At 71.7% G+C, this 14,932-nt stretch carries 14 protein-coding genes; 7 read left to right on the plus strand and 7 right to left on the minus strand.

Annotation, left to right across the window (positions count from 1 at the left end; translation table 11 throughout):
* The first annotated feature begins 78 nt into the window (after positions 1 to 78).
* Positions 79 to 927, plus strand: a complete 849-nt coding sequence (locus AB0J02_RS08635; protein ID WP_363192843.1) for a helix-turn-helix transcriptional regulator — start codon at positions 79 to 81, stop codon at positions 925 to 927.
* Positions 887 to 1,090: a DUF397 domain-containing protein gene (locus tag AB0J02_RS08640; protein ID WP_363192844.1), complete on the plus strand. Its 204-nt coding sequence runs from the start codon at positions 887 to 889 to the stop codon at positions 1,088 to 1,090. Before AB0J02_RS08635 ends, AB0J02_RS08640 begins: the two co-directional genes overlap by 41 nt.
* A gap of 24 nt (positions 1,091 to 1,114) precedes the next feature.
* On the opposite strand, the gene AB0J02_RS08645 is transcribed toward AB0J02_RS08640, so the two are convergent.
* Entirely contained in the window at positions 1,115 to 2,065 is a 951-nt protein-coding gene (locus tag AB0J02_RS08645) for an EamA family transporter (protein WP_363192845.1), read from the minus strand.
* Between the two features lie 174 nt (positions 2,066 to 2,239).
* On the opposite strand from AB0J02_RS08645, the gene AB0J02_RS08650 reads away from it, so the two are divergent.
* The gene (locus AB0J02_RS08650) at positions 2,240 to 3,130 is read left to right on the plus strand and encodes a LysR family transcriptional regulator (protein WP_363192846.1); all 891 of its coding nucleotides are present in this window, start codon (positions 2,240 to 2,242) and stop codon (positions 3,128 to 3,130) included.
* Between the two features lie 140 nt (positions 3,131 to 3,270).
* Here the strand turns inward: AB0J02_RS08650 and AB0J02_RS08655 are convergent, their stop codons facing one another.
* On the minus strand, positions 3,271 to 6,117 hold the full coding sequence (locus tag AB0J02_RS08655) for an FAD-binding and (Fe-S)-binding domain-containing protein (RefSeq protein ID WP_363192847.1): 2,847 nt from the start codon (positions 6,115 to 6,117) through the stop codon (positions 3,271 to 3,273).
* Between the two features lie 343 nt (positions 6,118 to 6,460).
* Between AB0J02_RS08655 and serC the strand changes: the two genes are divergently transcribed.
* On the plus strand, positions 6,461 to 7,579 hold the full coding sequence (gene serC, locus AB0J02_RS08660; RefSeq protein ID WP_363192848.1) for a phosphoserine transaminase: 1,119 nt from the start codon (positions 6,461 to 6,463) through the stop codon (positions 7,577 to 7,579).
* An 81-nt stretch (positions 7,580 to 7,660) separates the two neighbouring features.
* On the opposite strand, the gene AB0J02_RS08665 is transcribed toward serC, so the two are convergent.
* Positions 7,661 to 8,665, minus strand: a complete 1,005-nt coding sequence (locus AB0J02_RS08665; protein ID WP_363192849.1) for a WD40 repeat domain-containing protein — start codon at positions 8,663 to 8,665, stop codon at positions 7,661 to 7,663.
* 68 nt (positions 8,666 to 8,733) lie between these two features.
* On the opposite strand from AB0J02_RS08665, the gene AB0J02_RS08670 reads away from it, so the two are divergent.
* Both AB0J02_RS08670 and AB0J02_RS08675 read left to right on the plus strand, forming a co-directional pair.
* A complete protein-coding gene (locus tag AB0J02_RS08670; protein WP_363192850.1) occupies positions 8,734 to 9,411 on the plus strand; it encodes a GDSL-type esterase/lipase family protein in 678 nt (225 codons plus the stop codon).
* Between the two features lie 42 nt (positions 9,412 to 9,453).
* A complete protein-coding gene (locus AB0J02_RS08675; RefSeq protein WP_363192851.1) occupies positions 9,454 to 10,446 on the plus strand; it encodes an aldo/keto reductase in 993 nt (330 codons plus the stop codon).
* Between the two features lie 136 nt (positions 10,447 to 10,582).
* Here the strand turns inward: AB0J02_RS08675 and thpR are convergent, their stop codons facing one another.
* The 3 genes from thpR to AB0J02_RS08690 form a co-directional block, all read right to left on the minus strand.
* Entirely contained in the window at positions 10,583 to 11,143 is a 561-nt protein-coding gene (gene thpR / locus AB0J02_RS08680; protein ID WP_363192852.1) for an RNA 2',3'-cyclic phosphodiesterase, read from the minus strand.
* Positions 11,144 to 11,226: 83 nt separating this feature from the next.
* Positions 11,227 to 12,576, minus strand: coding sequence for an MFS transporter (locus tag AB0J02_RS08685; protein ID WP_363192853.1), 1,350 nt, complete (start codon positions 12,574 to 12,576; stop codon positions 11,227 to 11,229).
* Between the two features lie 70 nt (positions 12,577 to 12,646).
* The gene (locus AB0J02_RS08690; protein WP_363192854.1) at positions 12,647 to 13,084 is read right to left on the minus strand and encodes a MarR family transcriptional regulator; all 438 of its coding nucleotides are present in this window, start codon (positions 13,082 to 13,084) and stop codon (positions 12,647 to 12,649) included.
* Positions 13,085 to 13,237: 153 nt separating this feature from the next.
* Here AB0J02_RS08690 and AB0J02_RS08695 point away from each other — a divergent pair, with 153 nt between their 5' ends.
* The gene (locus tag AB0J02_RS08695) at positions 13,238 to 13,420 is read left to right on the plus strand and encodes a ribbon-helix-helix protein, CopG family (RefSeq protein WP_363192855.1); all 183 of its coding nucleotides are present in this window, start codon (positions 13,238 to 13,240) and stop codon (positions 13,418 to 13,420) included.
* A gap of 19 nt (positions 13,421 to 13,439) precedes the next feature.
* On the opposite strand, the gene AB0J02_RS08700 is transcribed toward AB0J02_RS08695, so the two are convergent.
* Positions 13,440 to 14,888 carry an NCS2 family permease gene (locus AB0J02_RS08700; protein ID WP_363192856.1) on the minus strand — a complete coding sequence of 483 codons (1,449 nt, stop codon included), beginning with the start codon at positions 14,886 to 14,888 and terminating at the stop codon, positions 13,440 to 13,442.
* Positions 14,889 to 14,932: the final 44 nt, after the last annotated feature.

Consider the following 14,932-nt stretch of genomic DNA (forward strand, 5'->3'; position numbering starts at 1 on the left):
GCATGAAAAGTTCCGGCTCCCAGGAGTACACGTACAGCTACTCTCTGCTACGGGACAACAGGAACGGGGTGCCCCCACATGGCCAACATCCGCTCGCTCGACCCCAGCGCCTCCCCACTGGACTTCTACGGCTCCGAGTTGCGCCGCCTGCGGGAGGAAGCGGACCTGAGCCAGGACCAGTTGGGCGCCTGCATCTTCTGCACCGGCTCACTCGTGGGCCAGATCGAGACGACCAAGAAGATCCCGACCCGCGACTTCAGCGAGCGGGCCGACGCCGCGCTCGGCACGGGCGGTCTCTTCTCCCGGCTGGTGGGGCTGGTGCTGCGCAGCCAACTGCCCACGTGGTTCCAGCCGTACGCGGAGCTGGAGGCGCGGGCGTCGTACATCTCCACCTACCAGTGCCAGTTGATCCACGGGCTGCTCCAGACCGAGGAGTACGCGCGGGCGCTGCTCGGCGTGGACCATCCCGAGCGGGTCGACGAGCAGGTGGCGGCCCGCAAGGAGCGCCAGCGCATCCTCGACCGCGCCGTTCCCCCCGCCCTGTGGGTGGTGCTCGCCGAGGCGGTGCTGCACCAGGAGGTCGGCGGCCGGGACGTCATGCGGCGCCAGCTGGAGCATCTGCTGCGCTTCGCCGCGGGTCCCTGGCTCAACATCCAGGTGCTCCCCTTCTCGGTGGGTCAACACACAGGGATGATGGGTTCGTTCACCCTCCTCCGCTTCGACGAGGACCCCGACCTCTTCTACGCGGAGAGCTACGACCAGGGGCACATGACGGCCAATCCACAAGTGATCAGGGAGCGTTCGGTCGGTTACGCTCGCCTACAGGCCTGCGCTCTCTCCCCGGAGGAGTCGGCCCAACTGATCGTCCGCGTCACGGAGGAACGTTATGGGCAGGAACCCGAACCCGACAGACGCACAGTGGCGTAAGTCGTCCTACAGCGGCACCAGCGGCGGTGAGTGCGTCGAGGTCGCGGCGCTCCCCACCGCCGTGGCTGTCCGCGACTCGAAGAACCCGGCCGTCGGCCCCTTCCGCGTCACCCCGCACGCCTTCACCGCGTTCCTGGCGGCGGCTTCGCGGGGCCGCGTCTGACCCCGGCCGCCGCCGGGCCCGCGCTCAGCCCCGCTTTCGCCGCCCCACCTGCGTCCGCACCGCCCCCATGCTCGCCGCGATGACGAGGGCGATCGCCATGGCCTGGAGCCAGGACAGGGCCTGGCTCAGGACCAGGAAGCCGGCCAGGGCCGCGATGGCCGGTTCGAGGCTCATCATGACCGCGAACGTGGACGCGGGCAGGCGGCGCAGGGCGATGAGTTCGAGGGTGTAGGGCAGGACCGAGGAGAGGACGGCGACGGCCGCGCCCAGGCCGATCGTCACCGGGTCGAGGAGCCGGGTGCCGGAGGCCGCGATGCCGAGCGGCAGGCTGAGCACCGCCGCCACGGCCATCGCGAGCGCGAGCCCGTCGGCCTGCGGGAAGCGGCGGCCGGTGCGGGCGCTGAAGATGATGTACGTCGCCCACATCGCGCCCGCCGCGAGCGCGAAGGCGACGCCCACCAGGTCCAGGCCGCCGAGCCCGTCCCCCGCGCCGCCGAGCAGGAACACGCCGCACAGCGCGAGGCCCGCCCAGAGGAAGTTGACCGCGCGGCGCGAGGCCAGCACGGAGAGGGCGAGGGGGCCCAGGACCTCGAAGGTGACCGCGAGGCCGAGCGGGATACGGGCCGCGGCCTGGTAGAAGAGCATGTTCATGGCGCCCATGGCGACGCCGAACGCGACGACCGTGCCCCAGTCGGCGCGCGAGTGGCCGCGCAGCCGCGGGCGGCACACCACCAGCAGCACGAGCGCCGCCACGACCAGGCGCAGCGTCACCACGCCGACCGCGCCGACGCGCGGCATCAGGCTCACCGCGAGCGCGCCGCCGAACTGGACCGAGACACAGCCGGTGAGCACCAGGCCGACCGGGCCGAAGGTGCCCCAGCGGCCCTCGGCGGCCGGTTCCGCGCCGCCGGCCCCCGTGAGGACGACGGCCTCCGGCGCGGGCGACTGCGGCTGTTCGGTGCGCGAGCCGTTCACAAGGCCTCGTTTCCTCTCCCCGGTCAGGAATGCACTGCCCCTCGGCCATGAGTGCATTATTTTGAACTTACGCGTCCACGGTGCTGGACTGGACGCGCCGCGTGAACCTCCACGCTAGAACCGCCGGGCGCGGCCTGTGAAATGCCTTCTGCGCTCCCGTTATGCTCCGCGAACATGAGCCGGGACCGGGACCACGCCATCGAACTGCGCCACCTGCGCTGTTTCCTCGCCATCGCCGAGGAGGGCAACGTCACCCGCGCCGCCGCGCGCCTGCGCCTCACCCAGCCCGCCGTCTCCCGCACCCTCGCCGCCCTGGAGACCGCGCTCGGCGTCCGCCTCGTCGACCGCTCCACGCACCACGTCGCCCTCACCCCCGAGGGCCACGCGTTCCGCGAGAAGGCGGCCGTCGCCGTCGCCGCGTTCGAGGACGCGCTCGCCGCCGCCCGCACCACGCGGCGCCCCCTGCGTCTGGGCCACGCCTGGTCCGCGGCGGGCGATTTCACGACGCCGCTGCTACGTCGCTGGCGGCAGGCCCACCCGGACGTGCCGCTGGAGCTGCTGCGGATCGACGACCGCACGGCCGGTCTCACCCGCGGCGCCGTCGACGTCGCCCTGCTGCGCGGCCCGGTCGACGCGCCCGGCCTCGTCACCGAACTCCTGCACCGCGAGACGCGGGTGGCGGCGCTCCCCTCCGACAGCCCGCTCGCCCGGCGCCCCGCACTCACCCTCGCCGACCTGCGCGACCAGGTCATCGCCCTGAACACCGTCTCCGGCACCACCACCCTCGACCTGTGGCCGCCGACCGCCCGGCCCACGGTGACCCTGCCGGTCGCCAACACCGACGACTGGCTCGCCGCGATCGCCGCGGACCAGGCGGTCGGCGTCACGTCGACCGCCACGGTCGGGATGCATCCGTACCCCGGCGTCACCTACGTCCCGCTCACGGACGCCCCGGCCCTCCCCGTCCACCTGGCCCGCCGCGAGGGCCCCGGCCACCCGTCGGCCCCCGCGCTGATCGCACTGGCCCACGAGGTGGCAACCGAGGGCCACGGGACCCCCGGCTGACCAGGACCTCCGGTCGACCGGGCCCCGCCCGAGCGGGCCCCTGGTCGGGCAGACCCCGCCAACCGGGACCCCGGTCGACCGAGACCACCGGTCAGCCGACACCCCCTGCCAACTGAAACCCCGGCCGGCCAGGCCACCGGTCAGCCCAGCCCGTCCGCCAGGATCTCCGCGAGATGTCGCGCCCGCACCCCCGCCAGCTGCTCCACCTGCGTCCGGCACGAGAATCCGTCGGCCAGCACCAGCGTTCCGTCGCCGGCCTCCCGCACCGCGGGCAGCAGTGCCTCCTCCGCGCAGGCCACCGACACCTCGTAATGCCCCTTCTCGAAGCCGAAGTTGCCCGCGAGGCCGCAGCACCCGCCGCTCAACTCGCCCTCCAGACCTACCCGTTCGCGCAGCCGTCGGTCCGCCGCGTCGCCCAGCACCGCGTGCTGATGGCAGTGGGTCTGGCCCACGACCGGCCGGTCGATCCGCGGCGGCGTCCACTGCGGCGCGTACCGCTCCAGCGCCTCGGCGAAGGTGACCACCCGGTCGGCGAGCCGGCGCGCCCGGGGGTCGTCCGGGAGCAGCTCGGGCAGATCCGTGCGGAGCGCGGCCGCGCAGGACGGCTCCAGGACGACGACGGGCCGCTCCCCGGCGAGCACCGGCTCCATCAGGTCGAGGGTGCGGCGCTGCACGGCGCGGGCCCGGTCGAGCTGCCCGGTGGAGACGTACGTCAGCCCGCAGCAGACCCGCCCGCGCACCGCCGGTGTCCGGCCGTGCGTCCGCGTCGGCGGCAGCGCCACGGCGAGCCCGGCCGCCTCCAGGACCCGCGTCGCGGCCTGCGCCACCTGCGGCGCCAGATGATCGGTGAACGTGTCCGGCCACAGCACCACCTCCGGACCGTCGCCGCGGGCCCGCGCCGCAGCGAACCGCCTCCCGAGCCCGCGATGCCAGGCACCGCTGAACGTCCCCCGCGCCACCCGGGGGATCTCCCGCTCCCCCGCGATCCCGCCGACCCGTTTCGCCAGCCCCGCCAACGCCCGTACGCCACCGAGGCAGTTGACGATCCCGGCCGTCCGCGTCCGCTCGACCAGGCGGAGCCAGCGCGGCAGCCACCCCATCGCGTAATGCGCCATCGGCCGGCGCCGCCCCTCGTAATGGTGGTGCAGGAACTCGGCCTTGTACGTGGCCATGTCGACGCCCACCGGGCAGTCGCTCCTGCACCCCTTGCAGGACAGGCACAGGTCGAGCGCGTCCCGTACCTCCTCCGAACGCCACCCGTCGGTGACGACCTCGCCGGCCAGCATCTCGTGCAGCAGCCGCGCCCGCCCGCGCGTGGAATGCGCCTCCTCACCGGTGGCCCGGAACGACGGGCACATCACGCCACCACCCGAACCGGCCGACTCCGTACGGCACTTGGCGACCCCGACGCAGCGGCGCACCGCGGCCGAGAAGTCCCCGCCGTCGTGCGGATAGCCGAAGACGACGTCCACCGGTTCGCGGGGCAGCACGGCGAACCGCAGGTTCTCGTCGAGCCGGGCCGGCCGCACCAGCATCCCCGGGTTCAGCACGTCGGCGGGGTCCCACACTCCCTTGACCCGCTCGAAGAGGCCGACCAGCTCGCTCCCGTACATCGTCGGCAGCAACTCGGCGCGCGCCTGACCGTCCCCGTGCTCGCCGGACAGCGATCCGCCGTGCGCGGCGACCAGCACGGCGAGTTCCTCGGAGAACCGCCGGAAGCGCCCGATCCCCGCCTCCGTCAGCAGATCGAAGTCGATACGGACATGAATGCAGCCGTCACCGAAGTGCCCGTACGGGGTGCCGCGCAGCCCGTGCTCCCGCAGCAACCCCCTGAACTCCCGCAGATACGGGCCCAGTCGCGCGGGCGGCACGGCGCAGTCCTCCCAGCCGGGCCACGCCTCGCTGCCGTCCGGCATCCGCGTCGCCGTCCCGCTGGCGTCCTCCCGGATCCGCCACAGCCGCCGCTGCCCGGCCGGATCGTCGACCACGAGCGCGTCCACCACGTCCGCCGCCCGCACGATCCCCTCGGCGGCGGCCCGCGCCTCACCCGGCGTCGCGCCCCCGGTCTCCACGAACAGCCACGCCCCGCCTTTCGGCAGCCCCGAATCCGCCGGTACGAGGTCGGCGGCCATCCCCTCGACGGTCAGCGGCCCGTACGGCAGCAGGCCCGCGGCGGCTTCCGCGGCCGCGCTCTCGTCCGGATAGCCGAGCACGGCCAGGGCCTTCGCGATGGGCGCCCCGACGAGCTTGACGGTCGCCTCGGTGACGAGCCCGAGCGTGCCCTCGGTGCCGCAGAAGAAGCGGGCCAGGTCGGTGCCGTTCTCGGGCAGCAGCGCGTCGACGGCGTACCCGGAGATCCGCCGGGGCAGCCCGGCGAACGGCGCGAACCCGGTCCTGATCGTCGCCAACTCCCGCTCCACCAGGGCCCGCAGCCCCTGCGGCGCGCCGTCCCAGCCCTGCCCGAGCCGGTATGCGGCACCGTCCGCGCCGACGACGCTCAGCGCGGCGACACTGTCCGCTGTCGTGCCCCACGCCACGGAGTGCGAGCCGCACGAGTTGTTGCCGATCATCCCGCCGAGCGTGCAGCGGCTGTGCGTCGAGGGGTCGGGCCCGAACCGCAGCCCGTGCGGGGAGGCTGCCGCCTGGAGCCGGTCGAGTACGAGTCCCGGCTGCACGACGGCCGTTCCCGCCGCCGGGTCGAGGTCCAGGACGCGGTTCATGTACCGGGTGAAGTCGACGACGACCCCCGTCCCGGTGGCCTGCCCGGCGATGGACGTGCCGCCGCCGCGCCCCACCACCGGAACGTTGCGCTCCGCGCAGAGGGCGAGGGTGGCCCGGACGTCGTCCGCGTCCTTCGGGGCGACCACGCCGAGCGGGACTCTTCGGTAGTTGGACGCGTCCATCGTGTGCAGCGCGCGGGCGCCGATCCCGAAGTCGACGTCGCCCCGGACGACGTCCCGTAGGGCCCTACCGATGTCGTCAGCCATGCCCCCAGCATGCATGTCGCTCACCGCTCGGGGGAGGGTGCCGGTGGGGCGGGTGGGCATCGGCGGCCCCCTGAGATGGCGCACGCGGTGCGCGTCTCAGGGGCGCGGGGAACGGCGCGACCAGCCACGACGAGAGCCGCACCCGCACGACGGCGAGACGCGGCAGACGCCAAGGCGCTCCGGGGCGCGAAAAGCCCCACCGGCCCGCGGCCACAAAACGACCTGGACCGGCCACGACGACAGCCGCCCCCGGCAATCCCCCACCACCCTTCGGACGAGACTCCCCATCTCAGCCGCCGGACAAAGCCCAGGCCCGCCAAATCCACCGGCTACCCTCCAAGGCGTGGCTGAGATCCAGATTCCCGCTGACATCAAGCCCGCCGACGGACGTTTCGGCGCTGGCCCCTCCAAGGTGCGTACGGAGGCGTTGGACGCCCTGGCCGCCACCGGTACCTCCCTGCTCGGCACCTCCCATCGCCAGGCCCCGGTCAAGAACCTGGTCGGCCGCGTCCGCGAGGGCGTGAAGGACCTGTTCCAGCTCCCCGAGGGCTACGAGGTCATCCTCGGCAACGGCGGCTCCACCGCCTTCTGGGACGTGGCGACGCACGGCCTGATCGAGAACAAGTCGCAGCACCTGAACTTCGGCGAGTTCTCCTCCAAGTTCGCGAAGGCGTCGAAGCTGGCCCCGTGGCTGGCCGAGCCGACCGTGATCAGCTCGGACCCGGGTACGCACCCGGAGGCGAAGGCCGAAGCCGGCGTCGACGTCTACGGCCTGACCCACAACGAGACCTCGACCGGTGTCGCCGCCCCGATCAAGCGTGTCGCCGGTGCCGACGAGGGCGCGCTCGTCCTGGTCGACGCCACGTCCGGCGCGGGCGGCCTGCCGGTCGACATCGCCGAGACGGACGTCTACTACTTCGCTCCGCAGAAGTCCTTCGCCTCCGACGGCGGCCTGTGGATCGGCGTGTTCTCCCCGGCGGCGATCGAGCGCGCCGAGCGGATCCACGCGTCCGGCCGGCACGTCCCGGAGTTCTTCTCGCTGCCGACGGCGATCGACAACTCCCGCAAGAACCAGACGTACAACACCCCGGCGCTCGCCACGCTCTTCCTGCTCGGCGAGCAGCTGGACTGGATCAACGGGCAGGGCGGCCTCGCCTGGTCGACGGCGCGCACGAAGGACTCCTCGACCCGCCTGTACTCGTGGGCCGAGGAGTCGAAGTACGCGACGCCGTTCGTGACGGACGCGGCCAAGCGCTCGCAGGTCATCGGCACGATCGACTTCTCCGACGACATCGACGCCGCCGCCGTGGCGAAGGTGCTCCGCGCCAACGGGATCGTCGACACGGAGCCGTACCGCAAGCTGGGCCGCAACCAGCTCCGCGTCGCCATGTTCCCGGCGATCGACCCGGCCGACGTGCAGGCGCTGACCGCCTGCGTCGACTACGTCATCGGCCAGCTCTGACGCACCCCCGGTTCGCCGGAGGGGCACGGACCAGCCCCTCCGGCGAACGAGGCGACCAGAGACCGGTCGCCCGCTACCGGATCACTTCGCCTTGGGCCGCCGCAGCAGCCGGCCGATCCCGATGACCGCGATCAGCGCGACGGCGGCCCCGACGGCTCCGGCCTTGCCGGTGAACCCGCCACCGTCCCCGTCGCTGCCCGAACTCCCGCTCTCACCGCCGGAGTTGCCGCTGCCGCCCGCGCCCTCCACCTCCACGGGCTTCACGGAACTGCCCTTCCCCTCACTGCCGTAGAGGAGGGTCTTCCCGTCGAGGGTGTACGTCACCGATTCGCCCTGGGGCTGCAACGGCACGTTCAACTGGCCCTGCCTTTTGGGCTTTCCGTCGTTCCAGGAGTACGCGACGCCGCCGAAGTACCCGCGCAGGGCAAGCTGCTTCCCGTCGGGCGAGAAGGCGCCGTCGGTCACCCACAGGTCGATGTCGGCGACGCGCTTGAAGACGTTCGTGGCGGAGGAGTCGAGCGGGTCGGGACCCTCGTACAGGCCGCCCCCGTCCTCGCCCTTCTCCACGATGTAGACGCGCCCGGTCTTCGGGTGGACCATCATCGCCTCGGCGTTGCGCGGCCCGTCCGCGTACTTCACGACGTACTGAGTGGCCCGTACGGTCTGGTCGCGCAGCTCCTTCGGCTCGGGCAGCTTGTAGATCCACACGTGGTCCCACTTGCCGCCGAGGTTGTCCCCGATGTCGCCCACGTAGAGATCGCCGTCGGGGCCGACGGAGATCGCCTCGACGTCGCGCGGGGAGCCGATGCCGGTGAGGGTGAGGGTGGCGAGGGTCTTCCCGGTCCGCCCGTCGACCGCGTACAGGTACGCGCCGTCGTCGCTGTCGTTGTGGGTCCAGTAGACGCCGGGGTGGGCGCGGGAGGCCGCGAGGCCGCTGGACTCGGTGATCCGCGGGTCCTGGATGGTGAACCCGTCGGAGCCGGCCGGCGGGTCGTCGGCGAGGGCGGGACCGACCGCGAAGACCGAGAGCAGCACGGCGGCGGCCGCGACCCCACCCACCCGTGATGACGCCTTGTACGAACGCATGCCCCCAGCTTGCCAGGCGTGTTCGGACTCACACGCACGCGGCCCGGGTGATCGACGATGATGATCCGATGCTCAGGTTCATGTTCGTCGGCGACTCGATGACGATAGGAAGCGCGGGCGAGCACACCTGGCGCCACCGCATGTGGCAGCACCTGCGCGCCACCGGCACCGAGTTCGCCGTCGTAGGCCCCCGCACCGCCCTGTACGGCGACAGCCACGACTACGCCGAACCGGACTTCCCGCAGCACCACTTCGCGGGCTGGGGCGAGGGCTGGCTGCACATGGCCCCGGCGATCGCGGCCACCGTCACCGAGACCCGCGCCGACGTCCTGCTGATCTCGCTGGGCCTGATCGACCTCGGCTTCTACACGAACGCCGGGCAGACCGCGGAGAACGTACGCCGCTTCGTGACCGGGGCCCGCGCGGCGAACCCGGCCCTGCGCATGGTCGCGCTCCCGGTGATCCCGAACATCCGGGCCGAGTCCGACGCCCCCTTCGCGGCGCAGGTCGCCCACTTCAACTCCCTGCTGGCGAAGGCGGTCGCGGATCTCGACGAGCCCCGCTCACCGCTCCTGCTCGCCTCGGTCCCGGAGTCGTACGACATCCACACGGACACCTACGACGGCACGCATCCGAACGCCTCGGGCGAGCACAAGCTGGCCGGCGCGTTCGCGGACGCGCTGCACCAGGCGTGGGGCGTCGGCGGCCCGTACCCCGCCCGGCCCGCAGCGGATCCGGTGTCCTGATCCGCTTGCCTAGAGCGCACTCCACGTCCTTGGCTGGAAACCATGAAGTACACACAGCTCGGACGCACGGGACTCAAGGTCAGCCGACTGGTCCTCGGCACCATGAACTTCGGACCGCAGACCGACGAGGCGGCCGCCCACTCCATCATGGACGCGGCGCTGGCCAGTGGCATCAACTACTTCGACACCGCGAACGTGTACGGCCAGGGCGAGAACAAGGGCCGTACCGAGGAGATCATCGGCAGCTGGTTCGCCCAGGGCGGTGCGCGGCGCGACAAGACCGTTCTCGCCACCAAGGTCTACGGCAACATGACGGCCGACAACAGCCACGTCTGGCCCAACCACGACCGGCTCTCCGCCGTGAACATCCGGCGCTCCGTCGAGGCCAGCCTCAAGCGCCTCCGGACGGACTACATCGACATCTACCAGTTCCACCACATCGACCGGGCCACCCCGTTCGAGGAGATCTGGCAGGCGGTCGACGTCCTGGTCCAGCAGGGCAAGATCCTTTACGCGGGCTCCTCCAACTTCCCCGGCTACAAGATCGCCCAGGCCAATGAGACGGCCGCCCGGCACGGCCGCGTCGGCCTCGTCAGCGAGCAGTGCCTCTACAACCTGGCCGAGCGCCGCGCGGAGATGGAGGTCATCCCGGCCGCGCAGGAGTACGGCGTCGGCATCATCCCGTGGTCCCCGCTGCAGGGCGGGCTGCTCGGCGGTGTGCTCAAGAAGGAGAGCGAGGGCAAGCGCCGCAAGGCCGGCCGCAGCGCGAGCTCGCTGGAGAACACCGAGGTGCGCGAGCAGGTCCAGCGGTACGAGGACCTGCTCGACAAGCACGGCATCGAGCCCGGTGAGGCGGCCCTGGCCTGGCTGCTGACCCGGCCGGGCGTCACGGGCCCGATCGTCGGCCCGCGCACCCAGGAGCAGCTGGACTCGGCGCTGCGCGCGGTCGAGCTCGAACTGAGCGAGGAGGTCCTGACGGGGCTGGACGAGATCTTCCCGGGTCCGGGGCCGTCCCCCGAGGCGTTCGCCTGGTAGAGCGCGCCGGACGCGCACACGTCGCGGCGGCCGAGGCCTACGCGCCGACGGCCGCCGCGACGGCCACCACGACGAACATCAGCACAAGTACCCCGGCCATGATCCGGTTCCGCGTCTTCGGGTCCACGTACCGAGCCTAACGCGCGCCCGGCAGCGTCCAGGCGGCGACCTTCTCGTAGCGCGGCCGCTCCCCCGGCACCCCGGACACCGGGAGGTTGCTGCGCACGAGCGCCAGCTCGTCCACGGTCCAGGCCGCGCTCTCGAAGGCGACGAGCGCCTCGGCGTACGGCCCGAGGCCGAGATCGGCCCGGCTGCCGCGCGCCAGCGTCAGATGCGGGCGGTAGCGGCGGTGCTCCCCGGGCAGCCCGGCCCGCCGGCCGGCCGCCTCCGCCCGCTCGGCCAGCCGCCCGAGCGCGGCGACGTCCCCGCGCACCCCGGCCCACAGGGCTCTCCCGCCGAAGTGTCCGCCCCCGCGCAGCGCGAGTTCGAACGCCTCCGTGCGCGCCGCGGCCCGCGCCAGCCGTTCCGTCAGCTCGGGCACGGTCGCTTCCGGTACGTCGCCGTAGAAAGCGAGCGTGAGGTGCCAGCCGGGCCGGCCGGTCCAGCGCAGTCCGTCGTGGTCCGCGAGACGGTCGACCGCGCGGCCGAGTTCGGCGAGGACGGGGGCCGGGGGCAGCACCGCTGCGAAGAGTCTCACCGCGCCAGTCTCACGTACGGCGATACGGCGAAGGGCCGGACGGAGAGATCCCGTCCGGCCCTTCCCCCGCTCGCGGACGAGGCTCACGCCACCGCGGCCAGCTCCCGCGGCTCGCGCGGCACGAACTGCAGATGGCGCTCGCCGCGCCGCAGGTCGACCTTGAGGCGCAGGTTCGCCGCGCGGGCCAGCATCAGGCCGACACCGGCCGCCGCCACGGCGCAGATCACACCGCCGATCGTGAAGCTGACCCGGACCCCGTACTGGTCGGCGATCCAGCCGAAGAGCGGTCCGCCCAACGGCGTACCGCCGGTGAACACCATCATGAACAGGGACATGACGCGGCCGCGCATCTCCGGGTCCGTGCCCATCTGGACGGTGGAGTTGGCCGTCACGTTGACCGTCAGGCCGAGGATGCCGAGCAGCACGATGAGCGGGGCGAACGCCCAGACGCCCGGCGCCCACGCGGCCAGGAACTCCAGGACACCGAAGCCGATCGCGGCGCCGACCAGGACCCGCAGCCGGGTCGAGCGGCGGCGCGCCGCGAGCAGTGCGCCGGCCAGCGAGCCGATCGCCATCAACGTGTTGAACAGGCCGTACTGGCCGACCCCGCCGTGGAACACGTCGTCGGCGTACGCGCTCAGCCAGATGGGGAAGTTGAAGCCGAACGTGCCGACGAATCCGACGAGCACGATCGGCCAGATCAGCTCGGGGTGGACCGACACGTAGCGCAGTCCCTCCCGCAGCTGTCCCTTGCCGCGAGGGGTCCGCTTGATCTCGTGCAGCTCGCGCGTGCGCATCAGCAGCAGACCGGTGAGCGGCGCGAGGAAGGACAGGCCGTTGGCGAGGAACGCCCAGCCGGGGCCGACGGCCGCGGTCAGCGCGGAGGCGACGGCGGGGCCGATGAGCCGCGCGGACTGGAAGTTCGCGGAGTTCAGGGACACCGCGTTGCGGACCTGGTCCGGGCCGACCATCTCGGAGACGAAGGACTGCCGTGTCGGGTTGTCGACGACGGTGACCAGGCCGGTGAAGAACGCGGCGACGTAGACGTGCCAGACCTGCACGTTGCCGGAGAGCGTGAGCGCGGCCAGGAACAGGCCGGACAGGCTCATCGCGCCCTGGGTGCAGAAGAGCAGGCTCCGCTTGGCGAACCGGTCGGCGATCACGCCGCCGTACAGCCCGAAGAGCAGCATCGGCAGGAACTGCATCGCCGTCGTGATGCCGACGGCGGCGGACGAGCCCGTGATGGACAGGACCAGCCAGTCCTGGGTGATGCGGGCCATCCAGGTGCCGGTGTTGGAGATCACTGCCCCGGACGCGAACAGGCGGTAATTACGCACCTTCAGGCTCGCGAACATCGAGGGCTTGCGGGGGTGGGCGGTTTCGTCGTGGGCGGTTGGTGCGGGGGCGGAGTCTGCTCCGGATCCCGTACTCAAAGTGGGTTCGCCTCCTCGGCGGTCGTCGTGCTCGGAAGTGTTCGAAGTGTTCGAAGTGTTCGAAGTGTTCTCAGAGTTGGGCGAGCTTCTCCAGTACGGGGGCGGCGGCGCGCAGCTTGGCCCACTCGTCCTCGTCGAGTCCGACGGCGAGGTCGGCCAGCCACGCGTTCCGCCTGCGGCGGGACTCGGCGAGCATGGCCTCGGCCTGCTCGGTCGAGGTGACGACCTTCTGCCGGCGGTCCTCGGGGTGAGGCTCCAGCCTGACCAGTCCCTTGGCTTCCAGGAGCGCGACGATGCGGGTCATCGACGGCGGCTGCACATGCTCCTTGCGGGCCAGCGCGCCCGGGGTCGCCGAGCCGCATCCCGCGAGGGTGCCGAGCACCGACATCTCGGTGGGGCTCAGCGATTCGTCGACCCGCTGGTGCTTGAGTCGGCGGGACAGGCGCATCACGGCGGAGCGCAGCGAGTTCACGGCGGCTACGTCATCGCCATGGGAGAGGTCCGGCATGTTCGTTAGCGTAACTCATTACTGTGTCTAACTACTACCGCATGGGCCCAGGCTGCCCGTGATTCACGCCACCGAACCCCTACATCACCCATACGAGTGAGTCGGTTCCAGAAAGTGACACGCCGGGCGGCGTGCTCCCGCGACCCTGTCCGCATGGGATCGACTGTGCTCAGCCTGCGGATAGACGGTGAGCTGCTCGACCGGCTCAAGGGACATGCCGCGAAAAGGGGAATGAGCGTCCAGGACTACGTGGCCCGGACGCTCGTTCGAGACGACTTCGACGAACGCTTCAAAACGGCGGTCGAGGAGACGGAGAGGTTCTACGGGGCGGCCTGAGCCGCCCCGCGGGACCGCATCACGTCAGGCCGAGCGCCGGCATGAGGTAGTAGAAGGTGAAGACCGCCGATACCGCGTACATGGCGACCGGCACCTCCTTGGCCCGGCCCGCCACGACGCGCAGCACGGTGAAGGTGATGAAGCCCATGCCGATGCCGTTGGTGATCGAGTACGTGAACGGCATCATCAGCATCGTCACGAACGCCGGGATCGCGATCGTGTAGTCGCCCCAGTCGATGGCCCGGATGCCGCCGGACAGGATCAGGAACCCGACCGCGAGCAGCGCGGGGGTGGCCGCCTGGGACGGGACCATCGTGGCGATCGGCGTGAGGAACAGCGCGACCGCGAAGAGGCCACCGGTGATGACGTTCGCGAAGCCGGTCCGGGCGCCCTCGCCGACACCGGCCGTGGACTCCACGAAGCAGGTGGTGGCGGAGGACGACGAGGCGCCGCCGGCGGCGACGGCGATGCCGTCGATGAACAGGACCTTGTTCATGCCGGGCATCTGGCCGCGCTCGTCGGTCAGATGGGCCTCGTCGCTGATGCCCATGATCGTGCCCATCGCGTCGAAGAAGCACGACAGCAGCACGGTGAAGACGAAGAGGATGCCGGTCAGCACGCCGACCTTGCTGAACCCGCCGAACAGGCTGACGTCGCCGACGAGCCCGAAGTCCGGGGTGGAGACCGGGTTCCCGGGCCACTTCGGGGAGGTCAGCCCCCACGAGGGCACCTTGGCGACGGCTTCCACGATCACCGCGACGACGGTCATCACGACGATGGAGATCAGGATCGCGCCCGGCACCTTGCGGACCAGGAGCGCCAGCGTCAGCAGCACGCCGAGGACGAAGATCAGCACGGGCCAGCCGTTGAGGTGGCCGTCGGCGCCGAGCTGCAGCGGCACGGTGGTCTGCGCGGCGTCCGGCATACGGGAGACGAAGCCGGAGTCGACGAGGCCGATCAGCATGATGAAGAGGCCGATACCGATCGCGATGCCCTTGCGCAGGCCGAGCGGCACGGCGTTCATGACGCGCTCCCGCAGGCCGGTGGCGACGAGCAGCATCACCACGAAGCCCGCGAGGACGACCATGCCCATCGCGTCCGGCCACGACATGCGCGGCGCGAGCTGCAGGGCGACGACGGTGTTCACGCCGAGGCCCGCGGCGAGCGCGATCGGCACATTGCCGATGACACCCATGAGCAGCGTGGTGAACGCGGCGGTCAGCGCGGTGGCGGTGACCAGCTGGCCGTTGTCGAGCTGATGCCCGTACATGTCCTTCGCGCTGCCGAGGATGATCGGGTTCAGCACGATGATGTAGGCCATCGCGAAGAACGTGGCGAAACCGCCACGGACCTCACGGCCGACCGTCGAGCCACGCTCGGAGATCTTGAAGTACCGGTCGAAGCCGTTCTTCGGGGCCGACGGCGGCTGTTCGTTGGCATCGACCGGAGCGGTGGCCGAAGTGGACATGGGTGACCTCAGCGGTATTCAGAGCGGAGCTTCTGCGGGCGGGA

The organism is Streptomyces sp. NPDC050264, assembly GCF_040655895.1.
Classification (GTDB): Bacteria; Actinomycetota; Actinomycetes; order Streptomycetales; family Streptomycetaceae; genus Streptomyces.

Coding starts and splice junctions, on each gene's coding strand:
- AB0J02_RS08635 (WP_363192843.1), top strand. CDS start 79: ATGGCCAACATCCGCTCGCTCGACCCCAGCGCCTCCCCACTGGACTTC.
- AB0J02_RS08670 (WP_363192850.1), top strand. CDS start 8,734: ATGCTCAGGTTCATGTTCGTCGGCGACTCGATGACGATAGGAAGCGCG.
- AB0J02_RS08700 (WP_363192856.1), bottom strand. CDS start 14,888: ATGTCCACTTCGGCCACCGCTCCGGTCGATGCCAACGAACAGCCGCCG.
- AB0J02_RS08640 (WP_363192844.1), top strand. CDS start 887: ATGGGCAGGAACCCGAACCCGACAGACGCACAGTGGCGTAAGTCGTCC.
- AB0J02_RS08695 (WP_363192855.1), top strand. CDS start 13,238: ATGGGATCGACTGTGCTCAGCCTGCGGATAGACGGTGAGCTGCTCGAC.
- AB0J02_RS08690 (WP_363192854.1), bottom strand. CDS start 13,084: ATGCCGGACCTCTCCCATGGCGATGACGTAGCCGCCGTGAACTCGCTG.
- AB0J02_RS08675 (WP_363192851.1), top strand. CDS start 9,454: ATGAAGTACACACAGCTCGGACGCACGGGACTCAAGGTCAGCCGACTG.
- AB0J02_RS08655 (WP_363192847.1), bottom strand. CDS start 6,117: ATGGCTGACGACATCGGTAGGGCCCTACGGGACGTCGTCCGGGGCGAC.
- AB0J02_RS08665 (WP_363192849.1), bottom strand. CDS start 8,665: ATGCGTTCGTACAAGGCGTCATCACGGGTGGGTGGGGTCGCGGCCGCC.
- AB0J02_RS08650 (WP_363192846.1), top strand. CDS start 2,240: ATGAGCCGGGACCGGGACCACGCCATCGAACTGCGCCACCTGCGCTGT.